Below are 26,529 nucleotides of genomic sequence, written 5' to 3' on the forward strand. Positions count from 1 at the left end.
TGCGGCCCCCTACTCCGCCGCAGCCTCGCGGTCGGTCGCGGAATTGAACGCGTAGGTCTTCCAGGTCGGCTCGTAGCCGTCGTCGGCCTGATTGCCCCAGACCGACCAGTTGGGCCGGGCGCCGCGGGCGAACATCTCCAGATAGGGGCCGGGGCTACAGGACTCGATCAGGTCATACTGCTCGTCCGGCTTGCGGCTGTGTTCGCGCTTGCGGCTCTCGATCAGGTTGACCTGGGTTCGGCCGGGCGGCAGCGTGCGCGCCTTCTTGCCGCGCACGCCGAACAGGATCAGTTCGGTGACGTTGCGGAAGTAGAAGCCGACACCACGACCGTCGGACCCGCCGTCCTTGCGCACCTTGTGCCAGATCAGGTTGGTCTTGTACTCGAACCCCCAGCTGCGCATCACCTGCAGACCTTCCGGCAGCAGGGCGTTGGGGACCCAGAGATAGAGGTGCGCGGTGGGGGCGGCGATGTCGGCGACCGGAAGGGCGCAGATGTCCTCCACCGTCATGGTGCCGTAGCGCGACAGGCGGCGATGCTCCGGCGCCATCTTGCCGGTGCGGTTGACGAAGCGCCAGGGCGGGTCCGCCATCACGGTGGCGAAGCGCCGGTCACCGGCGAAGGCCACCAGATCCTGCGCCGGATCCGATGCCGTCTCCACCGTCTTGCTGTCGCCCATCGCTGCCTCGAAATCCTGAACAAATGCGGTACCGGGAGGGGTGCAAACTCGCACGGGGGGACTGCGCCGTCAATCGGGTCTGAACCGTCCCGCCGACGCTGTCACAAGCGCCGGTGTATGATCCCCGTCACTCCTCCTCGCCGGCCTCGGCCATGGCGCGCAGGGAAGCGCGTTCGGCGACGCTGACGGTCAGCCCCTGGGTATCAACGCCCACGGCGCGCAGCTTTGCCAGCGCCCGCGACAGGGTTTCCGGCTGCATGCCCAGGCGCCGCGCGATCAGCGCCTTGTCAAAGGGGAGCTGGAACTGCGCCGGCCCGTCGCCCGGCGGGCAGACGCGCATCAGGAACGCGGCGACCCGCTGCGGCGCCGGCTGGACCTGGAGCTGTTCGATCTGCGTCACCAGATGGCGCAGACGGACGGAGAGAGAGCCCAGCATGCCGAAGGCGATGCGGTCGTCCTCGCGCAGGCAGCGGGCGAAGCCGTCGGCGGTCAGGGTCATGACGCGGGCATCGGTCACCGCCTCGGCGCAGACCGGGAATTTGCCGTCGGCGAACATGGCGGCCTCGGCGAAGCTTTCCGCCGGGCCGATGACATGGACCACCGCCTCCGTCCCGTCGCGGGTCAGGCGATACAGCTTCACCCAGCCGTCGAGCAGGACGAAGAAGCGGTCGGCCGGCTCGTCCTGCAGGAACAGGGTGGTGCCGCGCGACACCGGGCGAACGATGGCGACCCCGCCCAACAGCGACACCGCGCGGTCGGTCAGCTTGGCGAACAGCGGGATCGCGCGCAGTGCGGCGGCGTCTTCCGCCGACAGGTTTGAATGGTTGACGGTCATGACAGCTTCGCCTCCCCGGCCGCCGGCGGCATCGCTGCTGCAGCCGGTGGCATTGGTGTTGGTGAGGGCGGCGTCAGTCCGGTGCCGCGCAGCAGCATCCAGGCATTGACGGCGATTCCGGTCACGTCCGAGATCATTGCCGGCACCGACCCCACCAGACTGTTGTGCACGAACCAACAGGGCAAAGCCACCAGCATGATGCCGCGGAAGAGGGTGATCCGCGTCTGATAGCGGGCAAGGCTGATCGCCGCCATCCCGGCCGCGGCGAAGACGGACGGCAGCCCGGTCCAGGTGACGGCCATCACCACGGCGATCACCGGAAGGATCGCCAGATAGACGATCCGAAAGGCCGGCCGCGCACCGATCGCCAGCGCCACAAGCACCTGCAGCGCCGCCAGCCCGTTCAGCGCCGACGCTGTCGGCGCGCCCATCATGGCGTAATGCACGGCGAAGCAAACGCAGGGCACCAGTTGCACCAGCAGCATGCCGGCCCGGCTGCGGAAGAAGGGCCAGAGCATGCCGCCGACAGTGCCGCAGAACCCGATCAGCTGGGCCGCGGACCAGCCACCGCCCTCCAGCCCTTCCCCGCCTGCCAGGACGGCGACCAAGTCAGTCAGCACCTCGCTCATGCCGGATCGGACCTTTGGCAGCAAAGGGGGGTGGCAGCAAGGGGGGCAACAGAAGGGAGAGGTGGCGCCGGCCGCCCCGGAGGGCGGCGCAGAGGAACAAGGCGTCACGAGGAAAGCAGAAACAAAGGAATGAGCGGAAGACACACGCAACGAACAGCCGGGCCGAACAGCGCCACGGCCGGATCACTCACGAGCCAGGACCGCAAAAGCAGCAGTACAAAAGACAGGAACGCACGGCGCGCCCCCGAAGGGAGGCGCCGTGCGCTGAAAGTCCGGATTCTCACCGGGAGGTCCGGAGCCGATGCGGCTCAGGACCCCATGAGGCTATTCAGCCAAGCGGAGCCGGCCGGTAAGGTGCGCGTCCGGAGAGGACGAACGCCGCGCGGCCGAGGCCCGGATTTCCCGGAGCCTTACAGGTACTCGACCTTGCCCGCTTCCGGACCCTTCTGGCCCTGACGAACGGTGACGCGCACCTGATCGCCTTCCTGAAGGGTCTGCATGCCCGAACGGCGCAGCACGTTGACGTGGACGAAGACGTCCTTGCCACCGGTGCTGGGCGTGATGAAGCCAAAGCCCTTGTCGGCATTGAACCACTTCACGGTGCCGTCGACTTCTTCGCCACCGGCGCCGCCGGCATCGTAGCCGCCGCGGTCATAGCCGCCACGGTCGAAGCCGCCGGTCCGCGGACGGGCCGAACGCTGAGCGGTCGACGCATCGACCGTGTGGATGGAGGCCACCTGCGGACCCTTCGGCCCACGGGCCAGGTCACAGGTGATGGTGGTGCCTTCGTCCAGCGCGTCGTAGCCGGCGGCCTGAACCGCAGAGACGTGCAGGAAGGCGTCGGGCGAACCGTCCTCAGGCGACACGAAGCCGAACCCCTTGGTGGGGTTGAACCACTTCACGGTGGCGGTGACGTTGGACTTGGTGATCTCGGGAGCGCGGAAGCCCTGGCGGGGCGGGCGGTCGAACATGTGTCTTCAAGCTCATAGAGTGTGCCGAATGTCTTTTGTCACAGGGATCCGGTCCCAGGTCAAGCCTTCCAAAGGAAAGATGACCAAATCGCCCTTAAATGCCTCACCCCTGGCTCACGCTTGCCGCATCCCCGGTGCTTCCGACCGCCCGAAGCGGCACCGAAGTGCCGCCTCGCCGGCTGAGCCCGGCACCCCCGGCCCGCCGGCCGCGGCGCGACTCGGGAGGGTTTTTGCACGCGGGCCGTGCGCCGCCGGATCAGGCTGCCGACTGGCTCAAAGTCGGATAGTCGGTGTAGCCGTGGCGGTCGCCGCCATAGAAGGTCTTGGGGTCCGGCTCGGCCAGCGGAGCGTCGATGCGCAGCCGCTCCACCAGATCCGGGTTGGCGATGAAGGGCCGGCCGAAGGCGATCATGTCGGCGTGGCCATTCGCCGTCGCCTGGATCGCCATGGCGCGGTCATAGACGTTGTTGGCCATGTAGCGGCCCTTGTAGAGCCCACGCAACTCGGCCAGATCGCCGCCGAATCCGGGATGCGGGCCGCGGGTCACCCCCTCGATCATGTGCAGGTAGGCAAGGCCGTAGTCGTTCAGCCGCCGGATCACCGGGCTGAAGGTGCCGACCGGGTCGCTTTCCTGGGCGTCGTTGGCCGGGCTCAGCGGCGACAGGCGGATGCCGACGCGGTCGGCCCCGGCCTCCGCCACCACGGCGTCCAGCACCTCGAACAGGAAGCGGGCGCGATTCTCGACCGAGCCGCCATAGGCGTCGGTGCGCTTGTTGGTGCCGTCGCGCAGGAACTGGTCGATCAGGTAACCGTTGGCGGCATGCACCTCCACCATGTCGAACCCGGCGGCCAGCGCGTTGCGGGTGGCACGGCGGTAATCCTCGACGATGCCCGGCAGTTCCGACAGTTCCAGTGCGCGCGGGGCCGGGATGTCCTTGAAGCCGTCGACGGTGAATGCCTTCATCTCCGGCTTGACCGCGGAGGGCGCCACCGGCAGGGCGCCGCCCGGCTGCAGGTCGGGGTGGGAGATGCGGCCGACATGCCAGAGCTGCAGGCACATGTGCCCGCCCTTGGCGTGGACCGCGTCGGTCACCAGCTTCCAGCCCGCCACCTGTTCGGCACTGTGGATGCCGGGAGTGTAGGCATAGCCCTTGCCCTGCGGCGAGATCTGCGTCGCCTCGGCGATGATCAGGCCGGCGCCGGCGCGCTGGGCGTAATATTCGGCGTTCATCGCGGTCGGCACGCCGGTGGCGTTGTCGGTGCGGCTGCGGGTCAGCGGCGCCATGGCGATGCGGTTGGGCAGGGTAAGGCGCCCGATCGTCACCGGCTGGAACAGGGGGGCCGCGTCCTGGCTGTCCGTCATGTCCGATCCATTCTGTATGGTTGAAGACTGGCTGCTGATGGGAAACTGGACAGGAAAGTGTGGCCCGGCCGGCGCCGGCGGCAAGGTGCCGAGACGCCGCAGCGGCCGAACGGGCAGCATGGCTGCCATACCGTGACCGGCACGGCAGAGGGACCTTTCGGCCCGCCCGGCGGTTATTTCCGACAGTTTCGCCTGCCAGGGAATGGGATCGCCGATGCAACAGCGCTGGCCCGACCGATTGTGGATCGTCCGCCATGGCGAGAGCGCCGGGAACGTCGCGCGCGACGCCGCCCACGCCGCCGGCCATGTCCGGATCGACATCGACGAACGCGACGTCGACGTGCCGCTCAGCCCGCTGGGCGAGCGGCAGTCCGACGCGCTCGGCCGCTGGTTCGCCGCCATGCCGGCGGTGGAGCGGCCGGACGTGGTGCTGACCTCGCCCTATCGCCGGGCGCTGCGCACGGCAGAACGGCTGCACCAGTCGGGTGGGCTGCCGATCGACCCGGCCGATTTCGTCATCGACGAGCGGCTGCGCGAGAAGGAGTTCGGCGTTCTCGACCGGCTGACCAGCGCCGGCATCCGCCAGGAATTCCCCGAACAGGCCGATTTCCGCCGCCTGCTCGGCAAGTTCTATCACCGTCCGCCGGGAGGGGAGAGCTGGTGCGACGTGATCCTGCGTCTGCGCAGCGCGCTCGACACCGTCAGCCTGCACCACGGCGGCCGGCGGGTGCTGATCGTCGGGCACCAGGTGGTGGTGCTGTGCCTGCGCTATCTGCTGGAAAACATGACGGAGGAGGAAATCCTGGCCGTCGACGCGGCCGGCGACGTCGCCAACTGCTCCGTCACCGAATACCGTTTCGACGCCCAGGCCGGGCCGCGCGGCGGGCTGCTGCTGCACCGCTACAACTTCGTCGCCCCGCTGGAGGAGGCCGGCGCCCCGGTCACCGCCGAGCCGGATGCCGCAGTCGCCGCTCGATAGATTGCCGCCCGATAAATCGCCACCCGCCGTGGAGAGCCGATTGGACGCCGAGATCCCCATCACCGCCGGGCTTCTGCGCGGCATGCCCCTGCCCCAGCCGGACGGCGACGGCGACAAGGAGACGCGCGGCCGGGCGCTGGTGGTGGCCGGCAGCGTGCCGGTGCCGGGCGGCGCCCTGCTGGCCGGGATCGGCGTTCTGCGGGCAGGCGCCGGCAAGCTGCAGATCGCCACCGTCGCCAGCGTCGCCGCGCATCTCGGCCTCGCCCTGCCGGAGACCCTGGTCGCCGGCCTGCCCGAGACACCGGATGGCGGGATCGCCGCAGAGGCGGCCCCGACGCTGGCCGAGCGCGCCTCGCATTGCGACACGGTGCTGATCGGCCCCGGCATGATGGACGAGCCCGCAACCGCGGCCCTGACCGCCGATCTGCTGAGACGCCTGAAGCCGGACGGGGACGAGAACGGCCCGCGCTTCGTGCTGGATGCCGGGGCGCTGGCCGGGCTGGGGCGGGACCCGGCGCCGCTGCATCGGCATGAGGGCCGCGTGGTCGTCACCCCCCATGCCGGCGAGATGGCCGGCCTGCTGGGCTGCCCGCGTGAACAGGTAATGGCCGAGCCGCTCGGCAGCGCAAGGCAGGCGGCTGCCCGGCTGAGGGCTGTGGTGGCGCTCAAGGGTGGCTGCACCCGCATCGTCGCACCGGACGGGCGCGCCTGGGCCTACCGCGAGGGCACCGTTGGGCTTGCGACCTCCGGTTCCGGCGACACGCTGGCCGGGATCGTCACCGGCCTGCTGGCCCGCGGCGCCAGTCCGGAACAGGCCGCCATCTGGGGCGTCTACCTGCATGGCGAGGCCGGCAACCGGCTGAGCCGCCGAATCGGCCCGCTGGGATTCCTCGCCCGCGAATTGCTGGCGGAAATCCCGGCGGTGATGGCGTCGCTGGCGGACGGAACGGGCGGCTGAGCCTTACTGCGCCGGGACGCTTGCCGGGGCGGGTGCCGCGGCAGGCGCCGGCGGCAGGGCCGGGGCGGCGGGCGGCGTCGCGTTGCGACGCGGCTGGGACGGGACCACGTCGGGCGACAGGGCGGCGTCGCGGTCGCGGCAGCGGTCGACCACCTTCTGGCCACAGGCGACGAAGCCCAGATCCTTGTTCAGGCAGACCCGCACCTCCGCCACGTCGCGGCGGGAGCAGATGACCGCCACCCCCTCCGCCGTCAGGCCGGGGTTGGCCTCCAGGAACAGGCGCTCCACCTGCGTCGCCGGCACGGTCGGGCCGGGAACCTTGAGCTGCTCCGGGATCGCCACCTTGGACGCCGCGGCGCGCAGCTTGGCGAAATAGTCGGTGGCGTTCAGGCCGGAGCAGGTCCCGTGCTTGCGCCATTCATGCATCATCAGCCCGACGCTGGGCATCACCGGCATGGTCTGGTCCACCACCGCCTTGGGCAGGTTGCGGTCGCGGGTGCAGGTGGCGGGATAGCTGCCGTCATTGTATTGCGGCCACAGGCCATGGACGACGAAGCCGTATTTGCGGTCGCCGCACTGGTCGGGATCGGGACCGTACTTGTCGCGGGCGCAATAGGTCGGCGTCCAGGACAGCGACAGCAGGTAATAGTCGAAGTTGCCCGGCTCCGCCCGCCTCTGCGCCCAGGAGGGGCTTGCAATGAACAGTCCGGCAACCATAACGGACAGAATGGCGGCGACGACGCTTCTCATGACGGCCTTCCCCACGGATGTGCTTCCCTGCGTTGCATACCATGGAAGGAGATTGCTGTCGCGGGGTCTCGACACCAGTATCACTCAGCCAATCTTCGGCCGAACGTTTGCGCGTTCCGCCCCATCAGCGGGTATAGTGACCGGCATGTTCACCCTGTCCGCACCGATTTTGCTGCGTGCCTACGCCGCCGGCATCTTCCCGATGGCCGAGAGCGCCGAATCGCGGGAGCTTCACTGGTTCGACCCGGAACTCCGCGGCATCCTGCCGCTGGACGGTTTCCATGTACCGCGCAGCCTGCGCAAGACGCTGCGCCGCTGCCCGTTCGAACTGCGCTTCGACAGCGCCTTCCGCGCGGTGATCGAGGGTTGCGCCGAGGCGACGGAAGACCGGCCGAAGACCTGGATCAACGACGACATCGTCCGCCTCTACGGCGACCTGTTCGACAGCGGATTCGCCCACAGCGTGGAATGCTGGCGCGACGGCCGGCTGGTCGGCGGGCTGTATGGGGTGTCGATCGGCGGCGCCTATTTCGGCGAAAGCATGTTCAGCCGCGAGACCGGGGCCAGCAAGGTGGCGCTGGTCCATCTGATCGCCCGGCTGCGCGCCGCCGGCTTCGCCCTGCTCGACACCCAGTTCGTGACGGAGCATCTGAGCCGATTCGGCGCCATCGAGATCCCGCGCACCGACTACCGCCGCCGCCTCGCCGCCGCGATGGAGCGCAAGACCGACTTCCGCGGCGTCGACCAGCAGGCGGCGCTCGCGGATTTGCTCGGCTCCACAACCGATTAAGCCCGCGGGTGGAACACCCCGCCCGGCATCGGCGCCGGCACGCCGGTGGTCGCCGGCAGGCTGAGCGGCAGGCCGAGCAGGCTGCGAACCGCCAGATAGCCGAAGGCCTGCGCCTCCAGCGCGTCGCCGTCCCAGCCGACGAGATCGGCCGACTCGACGGGCACGCCCAGCCGGTCGGCCAGCATCGCCATCAGCGTGGCATTGTGCCGCCCGCCGCCGCAGACCAGCCAGCGCACCGGTGGGGCCGGCAGGTGGGGAACGACCTGGGCAACCGACTCTGCGGTGAAGGCGGTCAGGGTGGCGGCGCCGTCCTCCGGCGACAATGCCGCCACCGGCGCCGGGTCGAAGGCGTCGCGGTCCAGCGACTTGGGCGCCGGACGGCCGAAATAGGGATGGGCCATCAGGGCCGCCAGCGCCGAAGCGTCCACCCGCCCCGCCGCCGCCAGCGCCCCGCCGCCATCGAAACGGCCGAGCCCGTGGCGCAGCACCCAGTCGTCGATCAGGGCGTTGCCCGGCCCGGTGTCGCAGGCGACCACATCGGCCTCCCCGTCCGCCGGTTGGGGGCCGATCCAGCTGACATTGGCGACACCTCCGATGTTGAGGACGGCGAGCGGACGCGGCAGCCCATGCGCCAGCGCCCGGTGGAACAGCGGGACCAAAGGCGCCCCCTGCCCACCCGCGGCGACGTCGGCGCTGCGGAAGTCGTTGACCACCGCGATGCCGGTCGCCGCCGCCAGCCGGGCGCCGTCGCCGATCTGGCGGGTGATGCGCCGATCCGGGTCGTGGTGGATGGTGTGGCCGTGGAAGCCGATCAACTCGACCGCCGCTGCCGCGACGCCCGCCTTGTCGAGCAGGCGGCGCACCGCGTCGGCATGGGCGTCGGTCAGGTCGCGCTCGACCGCCGCGACCGCCCCGCCGCTGTCCGTCCGTCCCAGGCAGCCGCGCAGACGGGCACGGAAGCCGTCGTCATAGGGAATGGTCAGGAAGTCCAGCGCCTCCACCCGGTCGCGGCCGTCGGTGCGCAGCAGAGCGGCGTCGATGCCGTCCATCGAGGTGCCGCTCATCAGGCCGACGACCGTGCGCAGCCCGTCCTTCGCTTCCATCATCCGATCCGCATCCCCCAGTGACGATGCGGACCAGTCTAGCTCAGCTGATCCACAGCTGCAGCATCAGCCGCTCGCGGCTGGCCGGCGGGGTGGCGCGGTGGTAGCAGGAGGTATCCTCGATGAAGCCGGTGCCGGCCGGCCCCTCCACCACCAGGATGCGGTCGCGGGCAAAGCGGGTGAACAGTTGCTCGTCGCGGGCATTGGCGGAGCCCAGCAGCATGCGCAGCGACTTGCCGTGATGGCTGCCGCGGACCAGCGCATGCTCTCCCGCGCCCGGCCCGACATCGGTCAGGTAGAACTGCGCAGAGCAGAAATGGAAGTCATGGACGTCGTAATGCCAGTCGATGGTCTGGCCCAGTTGGCGGCGCTCGTCGTCGGTGGCGTCGGTGACGAAGCTCCAGAACAGGCGCGGGATAATCTTGGTGGCGGGGAAGCCCAGGAAAGCCCCGGCACATTCCATCAGCAGCGGGTCGCGGCAGATCCGGCGCACCGCCGGACAGTCCAGCGGATCGGGGACGATGCCCATCACCGCGGGTGACCCATCCTCCAGCCGGCCCTTGCGGACATCGTGGCGATAGAACATGCGGTCGTCGCGCAACCGCCGCTGCAGGGGGGAGTGGGTGGCGAACTCCACCATCTCCTCCACCATCGGCCAGGGCAGATCGAAACCGAGCGCGATCGAGTCGCGCCGCAGGTCGGCCAACGCGCGGTCGATGGTCTGGCCGGCGAACAGGCTGATGGGGAGCGGAGGAAGCGAGATGGGCGGGCCGGCCGGCGCCCGCTTGCGGGACCGGGGGGACAGGCGGCGCAGAGCACTGTAGCCGCGCCGCACCGATTCGAACCGGCCCAGCGCATAATGAAGCTCTCCGGCGACGAGGCGCCGGGCAATGTTCGCAACGTTCATGGCGTGTGCATCCCTGGGGCAGCCGAAGGACCAAAACCGCGGTGGGTTGCGCGGCCTCTGGTGCGGGAATGCACGAAGTGTAGGCAGATTTGGGGCGATTCTAAAAATACCCTTCGGGCGTACGCCCACACGCCGGGGGAATAGCCGGGCCGGCGGGGCGCTCTTCCCATCCGGTCATACCGGGAGAAAAAGGCGCCCCACCCTCCCGCTGGAGGTTACAGCGCCTGCACCGCCTTCAAAACCGCGGCGACATGGCCGGTGACCTTCACCTTGCGCCAGACGTTGCGGACGATGCCGTCCTTGTCGATCAGGAAGGTGGCGCGGTCGATACCCATGTACTTACGCCCGTACATGCTCTTTTCAACCCAGGTGCCATAGGCTTCGCACACGGCGCCATCGGTGTCCGACGCCAGGGTGAAGGTCAGTTCGTGCTTGGCCTTGAACTTGTCGTGGCTGGCGACGCTGTCCTTGGAGACGCCGATCACCACCGCATCCACGGCGGAAAAGTCGGGCAGCTGGTCGCGGAAGCCGCAGGCCTCCGACGTGCAGCCCGACGTGTCGTCCTTCGGGTAGAAATACAGCACCACCGGCTTGCCGCGCAGGGCCGACAGCGTGACGCTGCCTCCGCCGTCGGTCGGCATGGTGAAATCCGGGGCGGGCGATCCGACGTCTACGGTCATGGCTGCTCGATTATCCTTCTTCTTGCCGGCCTTCTTGCCGGTCGGAATCTCTGTCCTCAGGCCGGAGGCGTGGCGGTGTTGGGTGGGGCCAGACGGCCAGCCGGTTCCTCGACCAGGGCCTTGAAATAGCCATGGGCGCGGGCGGCGACGGCACGGATTCTGTGGTCCAGTTCCGGGAAGTCAACAGTGCCAGGCTCACGCTCGTCAGGAAAGGCGGCGCGGACCAGTCCGCTCAGGAGGCTGGGCGACACCTGGTTGGGGTCGAGCACCCCAGCGGTGGTCAGCCGCAGGAAGCCCTGCACCCGCCGCCACAGCCGCAGCGTCGTTTCCAGCTCTTCCGCCACCGCCGGGTCCAGCGCGCCGGTCCGGGCGGCGCAGCGCAGCGCCTTGGCGGTGCCGATGTGCAGGATGTCCGGCCGCTCGTGCCCATGGCGCAGTTGCAGGTACTGGGCGATGAACTCGATGTCGATCAGGCCGCCGCGGGCGTATTTGACGTTCCAGACGTTGGTCGTCCCGAACTCCTTCTCGATTCGCCGCCGCATGTCGGCGACATCCCACAGCAGCCGGTCGGCGTCGCGCGGCGCTGTCAGCGCCGACCGGATCGCCGCCGACACGCGGTCCCCCAACTCCGCATCGCCGCCGATCACGCGGGCGCGGGTCAGCGCCATATGCTCCCATGTCCAGGCGTCGGTGGCCTGATACTTGACGAAGGCGTCCAGCGAGGTGGCGAGCGGCCCGGCATTGCCCGACGGGCGCAGCCGCATGTCGACCTCGTAGAGCCGCCCGTCGCCCATCGGCGCGGTGATGGCGTTGGTCAGCCGCTGGGTCAGCTTGATGTAATACTCGTTGGGCGACAGCGGCTTGGTCCCATCCGACAGTCGCGGCCCGTCTCCGGGCGCCACGTCGTAGATGACGATCAGGTCGATGTCCGACGTGATGGTCAGCTGCCGGCTGCCCAGCTTGCCCATCGCCACCACCACCCAGGCGCCGCCGGGAATCCGGCCATGGCGCTGGGCGAACTCCTCCTCCACCCGGCGGGCGAGGTCGGGGACGACGATGTCGGCCAGATCGGCAAGGAAGGCGCCGCAGCGGTCGCCGTCGGTGATGCCGCGCAGGATATGAACCCCGGCGCGGAAGCGCTGGTCGTTGGTCCAGCGCCGGGCCAAGGTCAGCGCATCCTCGAAATCGCGGGCCGGCGCCATCACCCGGGCATGGTCGTCGGCCAGACCGTCCGCCTTGCCCGGAAGCGGATCGAAGAAATCCGGCGACAGCACGGCATCGAGCAGCGACGGGTTGCGCGACAGCGTCTTCGCCATCTGCGGCGCGATGCCCATGATCTCCGCCACCAGCTCCAAGAGCCAGGGATTGGCGACGAACAGGGAGAACAGCCCGACGCCGGCCGGCAGCTTCCCCAGAAAGTCGTCGAAATTCATCAGCGCCGAATCGGGGGCCGGCGTCTTGGCCAGCGCGCTCAGCAGGGCCGGCGTCATCTCGGTCAGCAGTTCCCGCGCGCGTCCCGACCGGGTGGCGCGGTAACGGCCGCGGTGCCAGGCCGACACCACGTTGATGACGCGTGCCGGATCGGCGAAGCCCATGCCGCTCAGCGTTTCCACCGTGCCGGGATCGGGGTCGGTGCCGGTGAAGACCAGATTGCCCGGCCCCGACAGCGACGGCGCCTCCTCGAACAGCTCGGCATAGCGGTCCTCGACCTGCCCCAGCGTCGCCAGCAACTCCGCCCGGAAAGCGGCGGGGTCGTCATAGCCGAGGAAGGTCGCCAGATGCGCCACCCCGGCATCGTCGGCGGGAATACGGTGGGTCTGCTGGTCGTCGATCATCTGGATGCGATGTTCGACACGGCGCAGGAAACGATAGGCCCCGGCAAGCTCCTCCACCGTCTGCGGCGGCACCCGGCCGACGTCGCGCAGCGCCTCGTTCGCCATCAGGGTCGGGGCGATGCGCACGCGCGGGTCGCGCCCGCCGAAGATCAGCTGCTGGGTCTGGGCGAAGAACTCGATCTCGCGGATGCCGCCGCGGCCGACCTTGATGTCGTGGCCGTTGACCGTCACCTCGCGGTGGCCCTTGTGGGCGTTGATCTGGCGCTTGATCGAATGGATGTCCTGGATGGCGGCGAAATCCAGGTTGCGACGCCAGACGAAGGGCTCCAGGAAGCGGATGAAGGACGCCCCCGCCTCCGGATCGCCGGCGATGGGGCGGGCCTTGATCATCGCCGCGCGTTCCCAGTTCTGGCCGACGCTGCCGTAATAAATTTCGGCCGCCGACACGGACACCGCCAGCGGCGTGGCTCCGGGATCCGGCCTAAGCCGAAGGTCGGTGCGGAAGACGTAGCCGTCCTTGGTCCGTTCATCCATAATGCGGACAAGATCGCGTGCGAGCCTGATGAAGGTTCGCGCGAGGTTGTCCGGCTGGGGCGTCTGCACAACAGCGTCGTCGTACAGGACGATCAGGTCGATGTCGCTGGAATAGTTGAGTTCGCGCCCGCCAAGCTTACCCATGCCCAACACGATCAGGCCCGAACCGACCCACGGTCGCTGCGGATCCGGCAGCGTCAGCGTCCCCGCCTCCCCGGCGCGGCGCAGCAGGAAATTCGCGGCCAGCTGCACCCCCGTCTCCGCCAGTTCCGACAGGGCGCCGGTGACGCGGAACAGCGGCCATTCGCCCGCGATGTCGGCAAGCGCGATCAGCAGCGCCGCCCGCCGCTTCGCCACGCGCAGGCCCGCCATCAGCCGGTCCATCGACTTTTCCTCGCCATGCTCGGCGTGGAGCGAGGCGATCAGGGCGGCGAAGGTGTCGTCAAAGCCGTCCCGCACCGTCCGGGCGACGAAGGGCAGCTCCCGCGTCAGGCTGTGGCCGAGATACGGGCTGTTGCCGCACACCGCCTCGATCAGCGCCCGGCCGGGTTCCGAATCGGCGAAGGCCTCCGCCCAGGCACGGGTCTCCGGCTCCGCCGCGGCGGCCTGCTGGCGCCAGCGCTCCATCCCCAGCGCCGCCTGCGCGGCATCGAAGGGCTTCGGCAAGGGGCTTGAGAACGCGATGGGGCTGGGCATGGCAACCGTCTTTCCTGCTCAAATCATGGGCAGAAAGCTGCACGTGTCGGGCGTGAAGGTCAATCGGACCAATTATCCTTCTTTTTCCGACGGTGCCCGATGATCCGCCGCACCGCGAAAATCCTCGGGCTGACGCTGACCGGGGTCGGCGCCGTGGCGCTTGCCGCCGGCGGGCTGTTCGCGTGGCGGCTGTCGCAGGGGCCGATCGCGCTCGACCCGCTGATCCCCTATGTCGAGCAGGCGCTAAGCGACCGCGACGGCCGCTTCCACATCGACATCGGCGAGCTGGTGCTGTCGCTGGAAGACGAGGACGGGCTTGAGAGCAGCGGCCGCCGTCTCGATCTGCGCGCCCGCCGGGTGCAGGCGCTGAATGCCGGTGGGACGGAACTGGCCGCGGTGCCGGAGATGGGCATCGGCTTCTCCATTCCGGCGCTGTTCCGCGGCACGCTGTCGCCGACGCGCCTGGATCTGGTCCGGCCGCGCCTGACCGTGCTGCGCCGCGCCGACGGCAGCCTCGCCTTCGACGTGCGGGCCGACGCCGAGTCCGCCGGCAGTTCCGAGAATGGCGGACCCGACCTGATGGACGAGGCGCTGGACAGCCTGCGCCGCCCGCCCGACATCGACCGGCCGCTGGGGCTGCTGCGCCGGCTGTCGGTGGTGGGCGCCGACCTGCGGGTCGAGAACCGCATGCTCGATCTGTCCTGGCACGCCACCCGCGCCGACATCGTGCTGACCCGCGATTCCCAGGGCGCCCAGGGGCGCGCCCGCGTCACGCTGGATTTGGGCAATGGCGGCAGTGGAGCGACTCCGCAAGCGGTGACCGTCGCCGCCGCCGGCCATTACAACATCGCCGACGCCACCACCGACCTGACCCTGTCGGTCGACGGGCTGGAGCCGGCGGCGCTGGCGGAGGTCGGGCCGGCTATGGCGCCGCTGTCGGCGGTGAAGCTGCCGCTGTCCGGCACGGTCTCGGCGCGGCTGGACCCGCGCTTCGAACCGATGACGGTCGATCTGGACCTGCGCGGCGGCGCCGGCACCGTTGCCCTGCCCGCCGACCTGCGGCCGGAGCCGGTCGCGGTGCGGAGCCTGGAACTGCGCGGCAGCCTGGACGTGCCGGGCCGGCGGCTGCGGATCGACGACCTGTCGCTGGCGGCGGCGGATGGCGGCAAACCGCTGGGCCTGAGCGGCCGGGGCGAACTGGTGGAGACCGATGGCGGACGCGACCTCCAGGCCAGCCTGTCGCTGACCGCCGGCGGCCGAACCGCCGGGCTGGAGTTGTCGGGACGGCAGGGACCGGACAAGGACGGCCGGGCGACCGCGCACCTGACCGGCTTCACCCCCGCCGCCGTCGCCGGCCTCGCCCCGCTGCTGGCGCCGCTGAAGGCCGCCGACCTGCCACTGTCGGGAACGGTGGAGGTCGCCTTCGACCCGTCGCTGCAGCCGACCGGCGGCAAGGCCGACATCGCCGCCGGGCGTGGGCAGTTGCTTCGCCCCGACCTGTTCGAAGGACCGGTGCCGGTCGAGTCGGCGCGGCTGCGTCTGCATGGCGACCTCGACCGCATCGAGCTGGACGGGCTGAGCGCGGTGCTGGGCGAAGCCGGCGGGCCGCAGCCGAAGGTCGAGGCCAGCGGCACCGCGCTGCGCCAGGGCGACCGCATGGCGGTGGAGGCGCAGGCGACCGCCCGCGGCGTCGCGCTGGACGAACTGCACCGCTACTGGCCGACCGTCGCCGGTCCCAATGCGCGGGAATGGGTGACCCGCAACCTGTCGCACGGCACGGTGACGGAGGCGCGGGCGGAGGCGGCGCTGTCCCTGCCGCTCGACGGATCGGGGGAGCCGGAGACCACCCGCTTCCTCGCCACCATGGCCGGGCAGGACATCAGCGTCCGCTACTTCCACGACCTGACGGCGGTCACCGGCGCCGGGCTGGAGGCGACGACCGACGGCAAGACCTTCACCGTGCTGACCAAGGGCGGCCGGATCGCCGACCCGAAATCCGGCGACATCGAGATCGGCGACGGCAAGGTGGTGATCGGCGGGCTGGACATCGGCAAGGAGACGATGGACATCCGCCTGCCGGTCCAGGGTCCGGTGCGCTCCATCCTGACGCTGATCGACATGCCGCCGCTGGGCTATCCGACCAAGCTGGAGATGGACCCGAAGCGCACGCAGGGCACTGCCGAGGCGCAGCTGCATTTCGCCTTCCCCCTGCTGGCCGACCTGAAGGTGGAGCAGCTTGAACTCGACGTGACCGGCAAGCTGCACAAGGTGGCGGTGGAGAAGGTCGCGGCCGGGCTGAACGCCACCGACGGCGAACTGTCGCTGGCGCTCGACCTCAAGGCCATGCAGATCAAGGGCGCGACCAAGCTGGACGGCATTCCCGTCACCGTCGACTGGAACGAGTCCTTCGACAGCGCCGCCAAGGGTCCGCGCACCCGCATCGCGGTGAAGGGCGACGCCACCGCCGACGATCTGCGCGCCCACGGGATCGACCTGGAAAACCGGGTGCAGGGTCCCTTCGGCGCCGACATCCTGTTCACCGTGGACCGCAAGCACAAGCTGCTGCTGACCGGCAATCTGAACCTGGAAAAGACCCGGCTGTCGATCGAGGAGCTGGGCTGGGCCAAGCCTCCCGGCAAGCCCGGGACGGCCAAGCTGACGCTGGAGTTCGACAAGGACCGTCCCACCCGCATCAGCAACCTGACCGTCGATGCCGGCGGGTTGAAGAGCGTCACCAACCTGGAACTGGCCGACGGCGGCAAGCGGGTGGCGCGGGTGCAGACCCCCAGTTTCAAGCTGGGGCAGACCGACCTGCGCGCCGACCTGACCGTACTGCCTCCCGCCAAGCCGGGCGGGCCGGCCGGTGGCCCATCGACTGGCGGCTATGCCGGCACCATCACCGGCGCCAGCCTGGACGCCCGTGGCCTGACCGGCAAGACACCATCGGGCGAAGGAGCCGTCGCACCGCCTCCCAAAGGGCCGCCCTCCCCCACCGACGATGGCCGCAAGACGCCGCTGGACGTCGCCATCAAATTCGATTCGGTGGTGTTCGGCGAGGGGCGGCGGCTGCGGCAGGTCTCGGGAACCATGCGGCGGAACACCACCGCCTGGACGTTGCTGGACCTCACCGGCCGCAGCGAAGGCGGCGGCGTGTCGCTGAAATGGCGGCCGGGTCCGCAGGGCGTCTACGACCTTGCCATCACTGCCGAGGATCTGGGTTCCGCCCTGCAGGCGATGGATCTGAACGACCGCATGCGCGGCGGCCGGCTGACCCTGACCGGCCGCTCGGCCGAGCCGCGGGCCGACGCCGCCATCGTCGGCAAGGCCGAGATCCGCGATTACACGCTGATCGACGTCCCGGCGCTGGCCCGCATCCTGAACGCCATCTCGCCGTCGGGCTTCGCCGAGCTGCTGGGCGGCGGCAAAGGCGTCAATTTCGGCCGCATGGTGGCGGATTTCCGCAAGGAGGGCCGGCTGCTGACGCTGAAGGATCTGCGCACCTCGGGCTCGGCGCTCGGCCTGACGCTGGAGGGGCAGATCGATCTGGAGACGGAAACCGCCAACCTGCAGGGCACCATCGTCCCGGTCTATGGCCTGAACCGCCTGATCGGCCAGATCCCGCTGCTGGGCGACATCCTGAGCGGCGGCGAGGGCCAGGGCATCTTTTCCGCCACCTGGCATGTTCAGGGGCCGCTGTCCGACCCGGACGTGTCGGTCAACCCGCTGGCCGTGCTGGCTCCGGGCTTCCTGCGCAACCTGTTCTTCCTGGGCGGCGACGGCACGCCGATGCCCGACACCAAGGCGCCGCCGGAGGCGCATACGCGCTGAGGCCTCAAGCAAAAAGGGCGGGATCGGGGGAGAACCCCGACCCTGCCCCTTCAGCAACCGAACCTTACAGTCTTACAGCGCGCGGACGTCGGCCAGATGGCCGGTCACCGCCGCCGCCACGGCCATCGCTGGGCTGACGAGATGGGTGCGGCCGCCGCGGCCCTGACGACCTTCGAAATTGCGGTTGGAGGTCGAGGCGCTGCGCTCGCCAGGAGCCAGACGATCGGCATTCATCGCCAGGCACATGGAGCAGCCCGGCTCGCGCCACTCGAAGCCGGCCTCGGTGAAGATCTTGTCCAGACCCTCTTCCTCGGCCTGCTCCTTGACCAGCCCCGAACCGGGGACGACCAGGGCGCGCACGCCCTCGGCGACCTTGCGGCCCTTGGCGACATCGGCGGCGGCGCGCAGGTCTTCGATGCGGCCGTTGGTGCAGGAGCCGATGAAGACGGTGTCCACCTTCACCTCGGTCAGCGGCTGACCGGGGGTCAGGCCCATGTAGGCGAGCGAGCGCTCGACGGCGGCGCGCTTGCCGGCGTCGGCGATCTCGGCAGGGTTCGGCACGGTCGCGGTGATCGGCAGCACGTCTTCCGGGCTGGTGCCCCAGGTGACCTGCGGGGCGATGTCGGCGGCGTTCAGCACGACGGTGGCGTCATAGACCGCGCCCTCGTCCGACGGCAGCGTCTTCCAGTACTGGACGGCCTGCTCCCAGGCGCCGGCCTTCGGGGCCAGGGCGCGGCCCTGGACATAGGCGAAGGTCTTCTCGTCCGGGGCGATCAGGCCGGCGCGGGCGCCGCCTTCGATCGCCATGTTGCAGACGGTCATGCGGCCTTCCATCGACAGGTCGCGTATGGCTTCGCCCGCGAATTCGATGACGTAGCCGGTGCCGCCGGCGGTGCCGATCTTACCGATGATGGCCAGCACGATGTCCTTGGCGGTGACGCCCGGGTTCACCTTGCCGTCCACGCGGATCAGCATGTTCTTGGCCGGCTTCTGCAGCAGGGTCTGGGTGGCCAGCACATGCTCCACCTCCGACGTGCCGATGCCGAAGGCCAGCGCACCGAAGGCGCCATGGGTGGCGGTGTGGCTGTCGCCGCAGACGATGGTGGCGCCGGGCAGCGTGAAGCCCTGTTCCGGGCCGACGATGTGCACGATGCCCTGGCGGACGTCGTCCATCGGGAAGTAGCGGACGCCGAAGTCGCGGGCGTTCTTGTCCAGCGTCTCCACCTGGATCCGGCTTTCCTCCTCGGTGATGCCCTTGGAGCGGTCGGTGGTGGGGACGTTGTGGTCGGGCACGGCGAGAGTGGCTTCCGGACGCCGCACCTTGCGGCCGGCGACGCGCAGTCCTTCGAACGCCTGCGGGCTGGTCACTTCATGGACCAGATGGCGGTCGATATAGAGGATGCAGGTGCCGTCGTCCTGGCGATGCACGACGTGGCTGTCCCAAATCTTGTCGAACAGAGTGCGCGGCTTGGACATCGGAAAAACTCTCTCTCGCGGTACGACAGGCGCAGAACAATCGGAGGCCGCACCATAGCCTTGTGTCGTGCCGGGGACAAGCATCGCGCTACGTCTGTCGCCGCAAGCCTGTCCCCCGCAATATTATGACGCGCTAGGTCCTTACGGCAGCATCTTGCCGGGATTCAGCAGGCCCTTGGGGTCGAGCGTCGCCTTGATGGCGCGCAACATGTCGAACTCCACCGGCCCCTTGATGACCGGCATCTCGTCCTTCTTGAAGCGGCCGACGCCATGCTCGGCGGAGATCGAGCCGTCGAGCTTGAAGATCACCTCGTTGACGACGTGGCAGATCTCGTCCCAGCGGTCGAGATAGGCCTTGGTGTCGGCGCCTTCCGGCTGGCTGAGGTTGAAGTGGATGTTGCCGTCGCCGACATGGCCGAAGGGGGTCGGACGGATGCCGGGGCAGGCTTCGATCACCGCAGCTTCCGCCAGTTCCAGAAACTCGGCGACACGGGAAACCGGGATCGACACGTCGTTCTTGATCGAGCCGCCTTCGAACTTCTGCGCCTCGACGATGGCCTCGCGGATGAACCACAGCTGCTTGGCCTGGGCGTCCGACTGGGCCAGCGTGGCGTCGGTCGCCAGTTCCGCCTCGAACGCCTCGCCCAGCGCGGTCTCCACCGTCTCCTGGAAGGCGTCGGACTTGGTGCCGGCGGTCAGCTCGGTCAGCACATACCAGGGCGAGGGCTCCGACAGCGGGTCGATGGTGCCGGCGACGTGTTTCAGAGCGAAATCCAGGCAGCGGCGCGACATCAGCTCGAAGGCCGAGACGGCGTCACCGGAGGCGGCGCGCAGGCGGGCCAGCAGCTCGATGGCGGCGGCGGGGCTGGGCACGGCGACGAAGGCGGTGATCGACTGGCGCGGGCGCGGGAACAGCTTCAGCACGGCGGCGGTGACGATGCCCAGCGTGCCTTCGGCGCCGACGAACAGATTCTTCAGGTCGTAGCCGGTGTTGTTCTTGCGCAGCCGGCGCATGCCGTCCCAGACGCGGCCGTCGGCCAGCACCACCTCCAGCCCCAGCACGAGGTCGCGGGTGTTGCCATAGCGCAGGACGTTGATGCCGCCGGCGTTGGTGGAGATCAGGCCGCCGATCTGCGCCGTGCCCTCCGCCCCCAGGCTCAGCGGGAACAGGCGGTCGGCGTCGGCCGCGGCCTCCTGGATGCTGGTCAGGACGACACCGGCCTCCACCGTCATGGTGTAGTTCAGCGTGTCGATGTCGCGGATGCGGTTCATGCGCGACAGGCTCAGCACGATCTCGCGCCCCTCCTCATAGGGGATGGAGCCGCCGACCAGGCTGGTGTTGCCGCCCTGCGGCACGATGGGGATGCCGGCCTCGGCGCAGACCTTGACGACCGCCGCGACTTCCTCGGTGCTGGCCGGGCGGACCACCGCCGGGCTGTTGCCCTTGAAGCGCCCGCGCCACTCCGCAAGGTACGGGGCCATGTCGGCGGCGTCGGTGAGGATGCCGGACGGGCCGACGATGGCGCGGATCCGGTCGAGAGCGGCGGCGATGTTGGTCATGGCACGGGGTCCGGCAGGTGGAGGTGGACGCGTCGAAACGCGACACTTCTACAATCTAGCCGCCCCCATTTCCATGCAACTGTTGCGCAGACCTGCTGCAACGCAGCGGTTCAGCTCCGCGGCGCGGCGGCGCGGCGCAGTCGGTCGTTGATCGCCAGCCCGAGCCCGACCTCCGGGATCGGCATCACGGCGATGCGCTTCGCCCCGCTCTGGTCCAGGCTGCGCAGATGCGAGAACAGGTTGGCCGCCGCCTCGTTCAGGTCGCCTTCCAGGCTCAGGTTCAGCCGCGTGGTGCCGCCGAAGACGAAGCGGTCGGGGCCGAAGGTCAGGAAGGCCTCGTCCTCCTCCGCCGACGATGCGTTCAGGCGCACCGCCGCATTGGGGGCGTAGTGGCTTTCCAGCTGGCCCGGAGATTTGGGCGCCGTCGGGTCGCCGGCCGACAGGCGGACCGGGCCGATCAGCCGCTCCATTTCGTCGGGCAGCACCGCGCCGGGGCGCAGAAGAACGGCCTCCGGGCCGGTCAGGTCGATGACGGTGGACTCGAGGCCCACCATGCATTTGCCGCCGGTGACGATGGCGTCGACCCGGTCGCCCAGGCTTTCCAGCACATGGTGCGGCGTGGTCGGGCTGACGGCGCCGGAGCGGTTGGCGCTGGGGGCGGCGACCGGCTTGCCGGCGGCGCGCAGGATGGCCTGGGCCACCGGGTGGTTGGGCACGCGGATGGCGATGCTGTCAAGCCCGGCGCTGACCAGCAGCGACAGGGCGGAGTTGGCCGGGCGCGGCACGACCATGGTCAGTGGGCCGGGCCAGAACTGCGTCGCCAGATCGTGGGCGCGGTCGTCGAACAGGCCCCAGGAGTGGGCGGCGACCAGATCGGGGACATGGACGATCAGCGGATTGAACTGCGGCCGGCCCTTGGCGGCGAAGATGGCCGCCACGGCGCGGTCGTCGGTGGCGTCGGCGCCCAGGCCATAGACCGTCTCGGTCGGAAAGGCGACCAGACGGCCGGCGCGCAGCATCTCGGCCGCGCGGGCAATGCCGGCGGGGGTGGCCGGGATCAGCGCCGGGCGCTTTTCACCGGTATCGGGTGCGGAATGGTCGGTCACGGCGTCTTTCTAGCCAGCGCGACGCGGCTGTCAATCATGATGGGGGTCAATTCGCGCGGTTGCACCGGTGCCATGCCCAAGGTTATGAGGGGAGTGCGCAATCACCGAACACAACATGATGGGTACGGGCATGACGGGCAAGGTCTTCACCGTGGCGCAGCAGAAAGGCGGCGCCGGCAAGACCACGCTGGCCGCCCATCTCGCAATCGCCTGGGCGCAGCTGGGATACCGCGTCGCCACCGTCGACATCGACCCGCAGGGCAGCCTGACCCGTTGGCACGCCGTACGGGCCGAGGCGACCGGCGGGCAGCCCGGTTTCACCCATGTGCAGATCACCGGCTGGCGCACCCAGGCCGAGGTGGAGAAACTGGCGCGCGCCCACGACATCGTGGTGATCGACAGCCCGCCGCACGCCCAGACCGAGGCGCGCATCGCCGTCCGTGCCGCCACGCTGGTGGTGGCCCCGGTGCAGCCGAGCCCGATGGACCTATGGGCGGTGCATCCGACCATCGATCTGGCGGCGCAGGAGAAGCGCCGGCTGCTGCTGGTGCTGAACCGCGTGCCGCCGCGCGCCCGCATCGCCGACGAACTGATCGCCAAGGTGCATGAGCTGGTCGATCCGCCGGCGGTGGAGTTGGCGGCGGCCCAGGTCGGCAACCGCACCGCCTATGCCGGCACGCTGATGACCGGCCTGTCGGTGACGGAGGCCGCACGCAAGACCCAGGCGGCGGCCGAGATGCAGGCGCTGGCCGAGGAGATTCTGGGGCGGGTTTGAGGGGGCAATCGAAGCCAACCGCCCCCCAAAACTCAGTCCTTGAACTCGCCCATCGCCGACTGGATGTAGTTGGGCAGCCCGATGTCGTCGATCAGGCTCAGCTGGGTTTCCAGATAGTCGATGCGCTCTTCCGACTCTTCCAGCAGTTCGGAAAGCTCGTCGCGCGACACGTAGTCGGCCTTTTCCTCGCACACGGCGATGGCGTGGGCGATGCGGTCGCGGGCTTCCTGCTCGGCGGCGAGGTCGCTGGAGAGGATCTCCGGCACGTCCTCGCCGATGTGCAGCTTGCCGAGGTCCTGCAGGTTGGGGATCGCCTCGATGAACAGGATGCGTTCGATGATCTCGTCCGCACTCTTCATCACCTCGATGGAGGCGTGATACTCCCACTTGCCCAGGGCCTTGACGCCCCAGTTCTTCAGCATGCGGGCGTGCAGGAAATACTGGTTGATCTGCGTCAGCTGGTCCTTCAGGACGATCTGAAGCTGGGCGATGACGTCGCTGCTGCCTTTCATGATCCGTCCTCCGCTCAGGTCGGGAAGCCGCCCATGGCCGACTGCAGGTAATTCTGCAGGCCGAGCATGTCGATCAGTCCAAGCTGCTGTTCCAGCCAGTGGGCGTGGTCTTCTTCGGTGTCGACCAGCAGTTCCAGCAGGATGCGGCGGGTGTCGTAATCCTTCACCTGCTCGCAATAGGCGATTGCCTCCTTCAGCGCGGCCACCACCTCATATTCAAGGTTCAGGTCGTTCCGCATCATCTCCGGAACGGTCTTGCCGATGTGAATCGGGTCGCGGCTGGCGACGTCGGCGGTGCCTTCCAGGAACAGGATGCGGCGGATCAGCTTGTCGGCATGCTCCAGTTCCTCTTCCCGCTCGTGCGAGATGCGCTCGGCGAGCGCCTTGAGGCCCATGTCCTCCATGCTGCGCGCATGGGACAGATACTGGTCGGCCGCGCTCAGTTCGCCGGTGAGCAGCTTGTTCAAACGGTCCAGGACCCCTTGATCGCCTTGCATGGTGGGATGCTCCTGAATGGATAATTTGTCGCACCTTGTCACAGAAGAAGGACTCGCACAATAAAAATCTCCTGCAGAAACAGAAATGTAGTTGATAGTCACTTTCATTTAGAAAGGCGGCGCGCTGCATAAAATACAGTCAAGGCAGGACGTCTGTATTGCGAATCAATGTCAATTGCGATTGGGATGGAATCGAGGGAATTCCCCGGCATGACTTGTGGGATTTGACTTGCGGCAGCGCAGCGATGCTTGAGCCGGAGGACGGGCCGGCGGATGGAGCAGTTCCCCCACCCCGATCCGGCCGCCGCATTGAGGCAGGGGCCGTTCCGTGGTAACAGACCGCGGGAATTCCTCGCCCCTCATTTCAACGACAGCCGGATTGCGGCCATGACGACGACCACCCCCTCGGCCCCCTCTTCGGAGTTCCTGCGCACCCTTCAGGAGCGCGGGTTCATCCACCAGTGCACCGACCTCGCCACGCTGGACGAGCGGGCGCAAAAGGGGCCGATCGTCGCCTATATCGGCTTCGACTGCACCGCCGACTCCTTGCATGTCGGCAGCCTGCTGCCGATCATGATGCTGCGCTGGCTGCAGAAGACCGGCCACAAGCCGATCGTCCTGATGGGTGGCGGCACCACCAAGATCGGCGATCCGTCGGGCAAGGACGAGGCGCGCCAGCTGCTGACCGACGAGGTCATCGGCAACAACATGGCGGGCATCAAGCGCATCTTCGGCCGTTACCTGACCTTCGGGGACGGCCCGACCGACGCGGTGATGGCGAACAACGCCGACTGGCTGGACGAGCTGAAATACATCCCGCTGCTGCGCGACATCGGCCGGCATTTCACCATCAACCGGATGATGAGCTTCGAGTCGGTCAAGCTGCGGCTGGACCGCGAGCAGCCGCTGACCTTCCTCGAATTCAACTACATGATCCTCCAGGCCTACGACTTCGTGGAGCTGAAGCGGCGCTATGGCTGCACGCTGCAGATGGGCGGGTCGGACCAGTGGGGCAACATCGTCAACGGCGTCGAACTGGGCCGCCGCACCGACGGCGCCGACCTGTTCGGCCTGACCACGCCGCTGCTGACCACCTCGTCGGGCGCCAAGATGGGCAAGACGGCCGCCGGCGCGGTTTGGCTGACCGCCGACAAGCTCAGCAGCTATGATTTCTGGCAATACTGGCGCAACACCGAGGATGCCGACGTCGGCCGCTTCCTGCGCCTCTACACCGAACTGCCGCTGGACGAGGTCGCCCGGCTGGAAAGCCTGCAGGGCGCCGAGATCAACGAGGCCAAGAAGATCCTCGCCAACGAGGTGACGAAGCTCGCCCATGGCGAGGAAGCCGCGCTGGAGGCCGCAGAGACCGCGCGCCGCGCCTTCGAGGAAGGCGCCGCTGCCGAGGGGCTGCCCAGCATCGAGGTCGCCCGCGCCGATCTGGAGGCCGGGCTGCCGGTGGTCGATTTGCTGGTGTCGGCCGGTCTGGCGGCGTCGAAGGGCGAGGCCCGGCGCCTCATCAAGGGCGGCGGGGCCAAGCTGAACGACGGGCCGATCGCCGACGAGACGGCGAAGGCGACGGCGGCGGACCTGAACGCCGACGGCGTGGTCAAGCTCAGCGCCGGCAAGAAGCGGCACGCGCTGGTGAAGGTGGGGTAAGGAGGCTGCTCACGGTGCCGGCCGGGGTCTTTTGTCTCCGACCGGCACCTCCCGCCTAATCGCCCCTTCCCCGCGCCTGTCCCATCAATCCCTGCGGCCGGTAGATCAGGAACAGCGTCAACAGCCCGAACGCGACGATGTCCTTGTAGGCGAGCGCGAAATAGGCCGACCAGAAGGTCTCCACCAGCCCCAGCAGGGCGCCGCCCAGCATCGCCCCCGGCACCGATCCGATGCCGCCGACCACCGCCGCGGCCAGCGCCTTGAAGCCGATCAGATAGCCGGTGAAGAAGTTCACCCCGCCATAATAGAGCGCGATCACCGCCCCCGCCGCCGCGGCCAGCCCGCCGCCGATGGCGAAGGTCGCCGCCACCGTGCGGTTGACGTCCACCCCCACCAGTTCCGCCGCCGCGATGTCGTCGGTGCAGGCGCGATGCGCCCGGCCGAAGGCGGTGCGCTGCATGATTCCCCACAGCAGGGCATAGAGCCCGCCGGTAAGCCCCAGGATCGCCAGCTGCGCCGTCAGCGCGGTGACGGTGAAGGCCCCGTCGCTCAGCAGGTCGTACCGCCCGGTCAGCACCGGCGCCGGCCACCAGTCGCGGGCGCCATGCAGCAGCCGCACCCCCTCCTGATAGGCGATGGACAGCCCGACCGCGACGATCAGCGGCGTGTGGCTGCGCACCCCGCGCAGACGGCGGAAGACCAGCCGGTCCATCGTCCAGCCCTGCACCGCGGTAAAGCCCATCACCAGCACCAGCACCCCCAGCAGCGCCGGCGGCCATGTCGCCCAGCCGGCCATGCCCAGGCCGGCCGCCGCCATCGCCGTCAGCATGGCGCCGACCATCGTCAGCTCCCCCATCGCCAGATTGATCTGGCCGAGGATGGCGTAGACCAGGGTGTAGCCCAGCGCCAGCAGCCCATAGACGCAGGCGACGGTGGCGGCGTTGATGATCTGCTGGACCAGGAACAGGACCGGCGTCCAGCGCGTCGGCGGCGCCCGTTCCGTATCGACCGCTCCGCCGACGGCATCGCGCGGCGGCCGGATGCGCAGCCATTGCTGCAGCATGGCGAAGCGCATCCCGGTCAGCCAGCCGCTGCGGTCGGTGGCCACCGCCTCCAGGGTCCGCCGCCCCTCCTCCATCGACGTGCCGGCGAAGCGGCAGGCGATCCAATGCGCCTGCCCGGCGCTGCGGTAATCGACGCGCAGCACCCGCTTGTCCTCGGCGTACGCGCGCGTGGACAAGTCGGTGACGGGACCGTCATCGAAAGCCGGGATCAGCTTCCGGCACAGTGCATCCTGGTCGGCATCGACGCCGCACCCGGTGAGCAGCAGCAGTACGAAACACAGCAGCGGCAGGATGCGAGGCACGGAACCGCCCGGTCAGGTGGGACGGTTCAGCCTACCGACAATTTG

The 26,529-nt window shown here is 69.1% G+C and carries 22 protein-coding genes; 6 read left to right on the forward strand and 16 right to left on the reverse strand.

Features of this window, described 5'->3' with window-relative positions:
• Window positions 1-9: 9 nt before the first annotated feature.
• From PWS46_RS10645 to PWS46_RS10665, 5 genes are all read right to left on the reverse strand, one after another.
• Window positions 10-678 (reverse strand): MT-A70 family methyltransferase, encoded by a 669-nt coding sequence (locus tag PWS46_RS10645; protein WP_085090134.1) that lies wholly within the window; start codon window positions 676-678, stop codon window positions 10-12.
• A gap of 127 nt (window positions 679-805) precedes the next feature.
• Complete coding sequence (locus PWS46_RS10650) at window positions 806-1,513, reverse strand: Crp/Fnr family transcriptional regulator (protein ID WP_434614748.1); 708 nt, start codon at window positions 1,511-1,513, stop codon at window positions 806-808.
• Complete coding sequence (locus tag PWS46_RS10655) at window positions 1,510-2,142, reverse strand: YgjV family protein (RefSeq protein WP_434614751.1); 633 nt, start codon at window positions 2,140-2,142, stop codon at window positions 1,510-1,512. Before PWS46_RS10655 ends, PWS46_RS10650 begins: the two co-directional genes overlap by 4 nt.
• Before the next feature lie 410 nt (window positions 2,143-2,552).
• The gene (locus PWS46_RS10660; RefSeq protein ID WP_085090136.1) at window positions 2,553-3,113 is read right to left on the reverse strand and encodes a cold-shock protein; all 561 of its coding nucleotides are present in this window, start codon (window positions 3,111-3,113) and stop codon (window positions 2,553-2,555) included.
• A 256-nt stretch (window positions 3,114-3,369) separates the two neighbouring features.
• Window positions 3,370-4,476: an alkene reductase gene (locus PWS46_RS10665; RefSeq protein ID WP_434614755.1), complete on the reverse strand. Its 1,107-nt coding sequence runs from the start codon at window positions 4,474-4,476 to the stop codon at window positions 3,370-3,372.
• Window positions 4,477-4,690: 214 nt separating this feature from the next.
• Here PWS46_RS10665 and PWS46_RS10670 point away from each other — a divergent pair, with 214 nt between their 5' ends.
• Complete coding sequence (locus PWS46_RS10670; RefSeq protein WP_434614758.1) at window positions 4,691-5,455, forward strand: histidine phosphatase family protein; 765 nt, start codon at window positions 4,691-4,693, stop codon at window positions 5,453-5,455.
• A gap of 40 nt (window positions 5,456-5,495) precedes the next feature.
• Complete coding sequence (locus tag PWS46_RS10675) at window positions 5,496-6,413, forward strand: NAD(P)H-hydrate dehydratase (protein WP_434614761.1); 918 nt, start codon at window positions 5,496-5,498, stop codon at window positions 6,411-6,413.
• Window positions 6,414-6,416: 3 nt separating this feature from the next.
• On the opposite strand, the gene PWS46_RS10680 is transcribed toward PWS46_RS10675, so the two are convergent.
• Window positions 6,417-7,163: a ribonuclease T2 family protein gene (locus PWS46_RS10680; protein WP_434614764.1), complete on the reverse strand. Its 747-nt coding sequence runs from the start codon at window positions 7,161-7,163 to the stop codon at window positions 6,417-6,419.
• A 145-nt stretch (window positions 7,164-7,308) separates the two neighbouring features.
• Here PWS46_RS10680 and aat point away from each other — a divergent pair, with 145 nt between their 5' ends.
• A complete protein-coding gene (gene aat, locus PWS46_RS10685; protein ID WP_434614767.1) occupies window positions 7,309-7,953 on the forward strand; it encodes a leucyl/phenylalanyl-tRNA--protein transferase in 645 nt (214 codons plus the stop codon).
• On the opposite strand, the gene PWS46_RS10690 is transcribed toward aat, so the two are convergent.
• The 4 genes from PWS46_RS10690 to PWS46_RS10705 all read right to left on the reverse strand — a co-directional run bounded on the left by PWS46_RS10690 (window position 7,950) and on the right by PWS46_RS10705 (window position 13,708).
• Window positions 7,950-9,059: an anhydro-N-acetylmuramic acid kinase gene (locus PWS46_RS10690; RefSeq protein ID WP_434614770.1), complete on the reverse strand. Its 1,110-nt coding sequence runs from the start codon at window positions 9,057-9,059 to the stop codon at window positions 7,950-7,952. The two genes, aat and PWS46_RS10690, sit on opposite strands and share 4 nt — an antisense overlap.
• Before the next feature lie 40 nt (window positions 9,060-9,099).
• Window positions 9,100-9,963, reverse strand: coding sequence for a hypothetical protein (locus tag PWS46_RS10695; RefSeq protein ID WP_434614773.1), 864 nt, complete (start codon window positions 9,961-9,963; stop codon window positions 9,100-9,102).
• 215 nt (window positions 9,964-10,178) lie between these two features.
• The gene (gene bcp, locus PWS46_RS10700; protein WP_085090142.1) at window positions 10,179-10,643 is read right to left on the reverse strand and encodes a thioredoxin-dependent thiol peroxidase; all 465 of its coding nucleotides are present in this window, start codon (window positions 10,641-10,643) and stop codon (window positions 10,179-10,181) included.
• Window positions 10,644-10,699: 56 nt separating this feature from the next.
• Complete coding sequence (locus PWS46_RS10705) at window positions 10,700-13,708, reverse strand: bifunctional [glutamine synthetase] adenylyltransferase/[glutamine synthetase]-adenylyl-L-tyrosine phosphorylase (RefSeq protein WP_434614776.1); 3,009 nt, start codon at window positions 13,706-13,708, stop codon at window positions 10,700-10,702.
• A gap of 99 nt (window positions 13,709-13,807) precedes the next feature.
• Here PWS46_RS10705 and PWS46_RS10710 point away from each other — a divergent pair, with 99 nt between their 5' ends.
• Entirely contained in the window at window positions 13,808-17,536 is a 3,729-nt protein-coding gene (locus PWS46_RS10710; RefSeq protein WP_434614780.1) for a YhdP family protein, read from the forward strand.
• A gap of 72 nt (window positions 17,537-17,608) precedes the next feature.
• Here PWS46_RS10710 and leuC read toward each other — a convergent pair whose 3' ends face one another.
• From leuC to PWS46_RS10725, 3 genes are all read right to left on the reverse strand, one after another.
• On the reverse strand, window positions 17,609-19,012 hold the full coding sequence (gene leuC, locus PWS46_RS10715) for a 3-isopropylmalate dehydratase large subunit (RefSeq protein WP_434614783.1): 1,404 nt from the start codon (window positions 19,010-19,012) through the stop codon (window positions 17,609-17,611).
• 141 nt (window positions 19,013-19,153) lie between these two features.
• Window positions 19,154-20,572 (reverse strand): FAD-binding oxidoreductase, encoded by a 1,419-nt coding sequence (locus PWS46_RS10720; RefSeq protein WP_434614786.1) that lies wholly within the window; start codon window positions 20,570-20,572, stop codon window positions 19,154-19,156.
• A gap of 110 nt (window positions 20,573-20,682) precedes the next feature.
• On the reverse strand, window positions 20,683-21,678 hold the full coding sequence (locus tag PWS46_RS10725) for an L-threonylcarbamoyladenylate synthase (RefSeq protein WP_434614789.1): 996 nt from the start codon (window positions 21,676-21,678) through the stop codon (window positions 20,683-20,685).
• Between the two features lie 130 nt (window positions 21,679-21,808).
• On the opposite strand from PWS46_RS10725, the gene parA reads away from it, so the two are divergent.
• Entirely contained in the window at window positions 21,809-22,453 is a 645-nt protein-coding gene (gene parA / locus PWS46_RS10730) for a ParA family partition ATPase (RefSeq protein ID WP_085090739.1), read from the forward strand.
• 32 nt (window positions 22,454-22,485) lie between these two features.
• On the opposite strand, the gene bfr (PWS46_RS10735) is transcribed toward parA, so the two are convergent.
• Complete coding sequence (gene bfr, locus PWS46_RS10735; protein WP_434614792.1) at window positions 22,486-22,965, reverse strand: bacterioferritin; 480 nt, start codon at window positions 22,963-22,965, stop codon at window positions 22,486-22,488.
• Between the two features lie 14 nt (window positions 22,966-22,979).
• Window positions 22,980-23,462 (reverse strand): bacterioferritin, encoded by a 483-nt coding sequence (gene bfr, locus PWS46_RS10740; RefSeq protein WP_434614795.1) that lies wholly within the window; start codon window positions 23,460-23,462, stop codon window positions 22,980-22,982.
• A gap of 387 nt (window positions 23,463-23,849) precedes the next feature.
• On the opposite strand from bfr (PWS46_RS10740), the gene tyrS reads away from it, so the two are divergent.
• Complete coding sequence (gene tyrS, locus PWS46_RS10745; protein ID WP_434614798.1) at window positions 23,850-25,118, forward strand: tyrosine--tRNA ligase; 1,269 nt, start codon at window positions 23,850-23,852, stop codon at window positions 25,116-25,118.
• A 55-nt stretch (window positions 25,119-25,173) separates the two neighbouring features.
• Here tyrS and PWS46_RS10750 read toward each other — a convergent pair whose 3' ends face one another.
• Window positions 25,174-26,484 (reverse strand): branched-chain amino acid ABC transporter permease, encoded by a 1,311-nt coding sequence (locus PWS46_RS10750; protein ID WP_434614801.1) that lies wholly within the window; start codon window positions 26,482-26,484, stop codon window positions 25,174-25,176.
• Window positions 26,485-26,529 lie beyond the last annotated feature (45 nt).

Origin of the sequence: Azospirillum sp. B2RO_4 (genome assembly GCF_051124815.1) — a bacterium.
GTDB lineage: Bacteria > Pseudomonadota > Alphaproteobacteria > Azospirillales > Azospirillaceae > Azospirillum.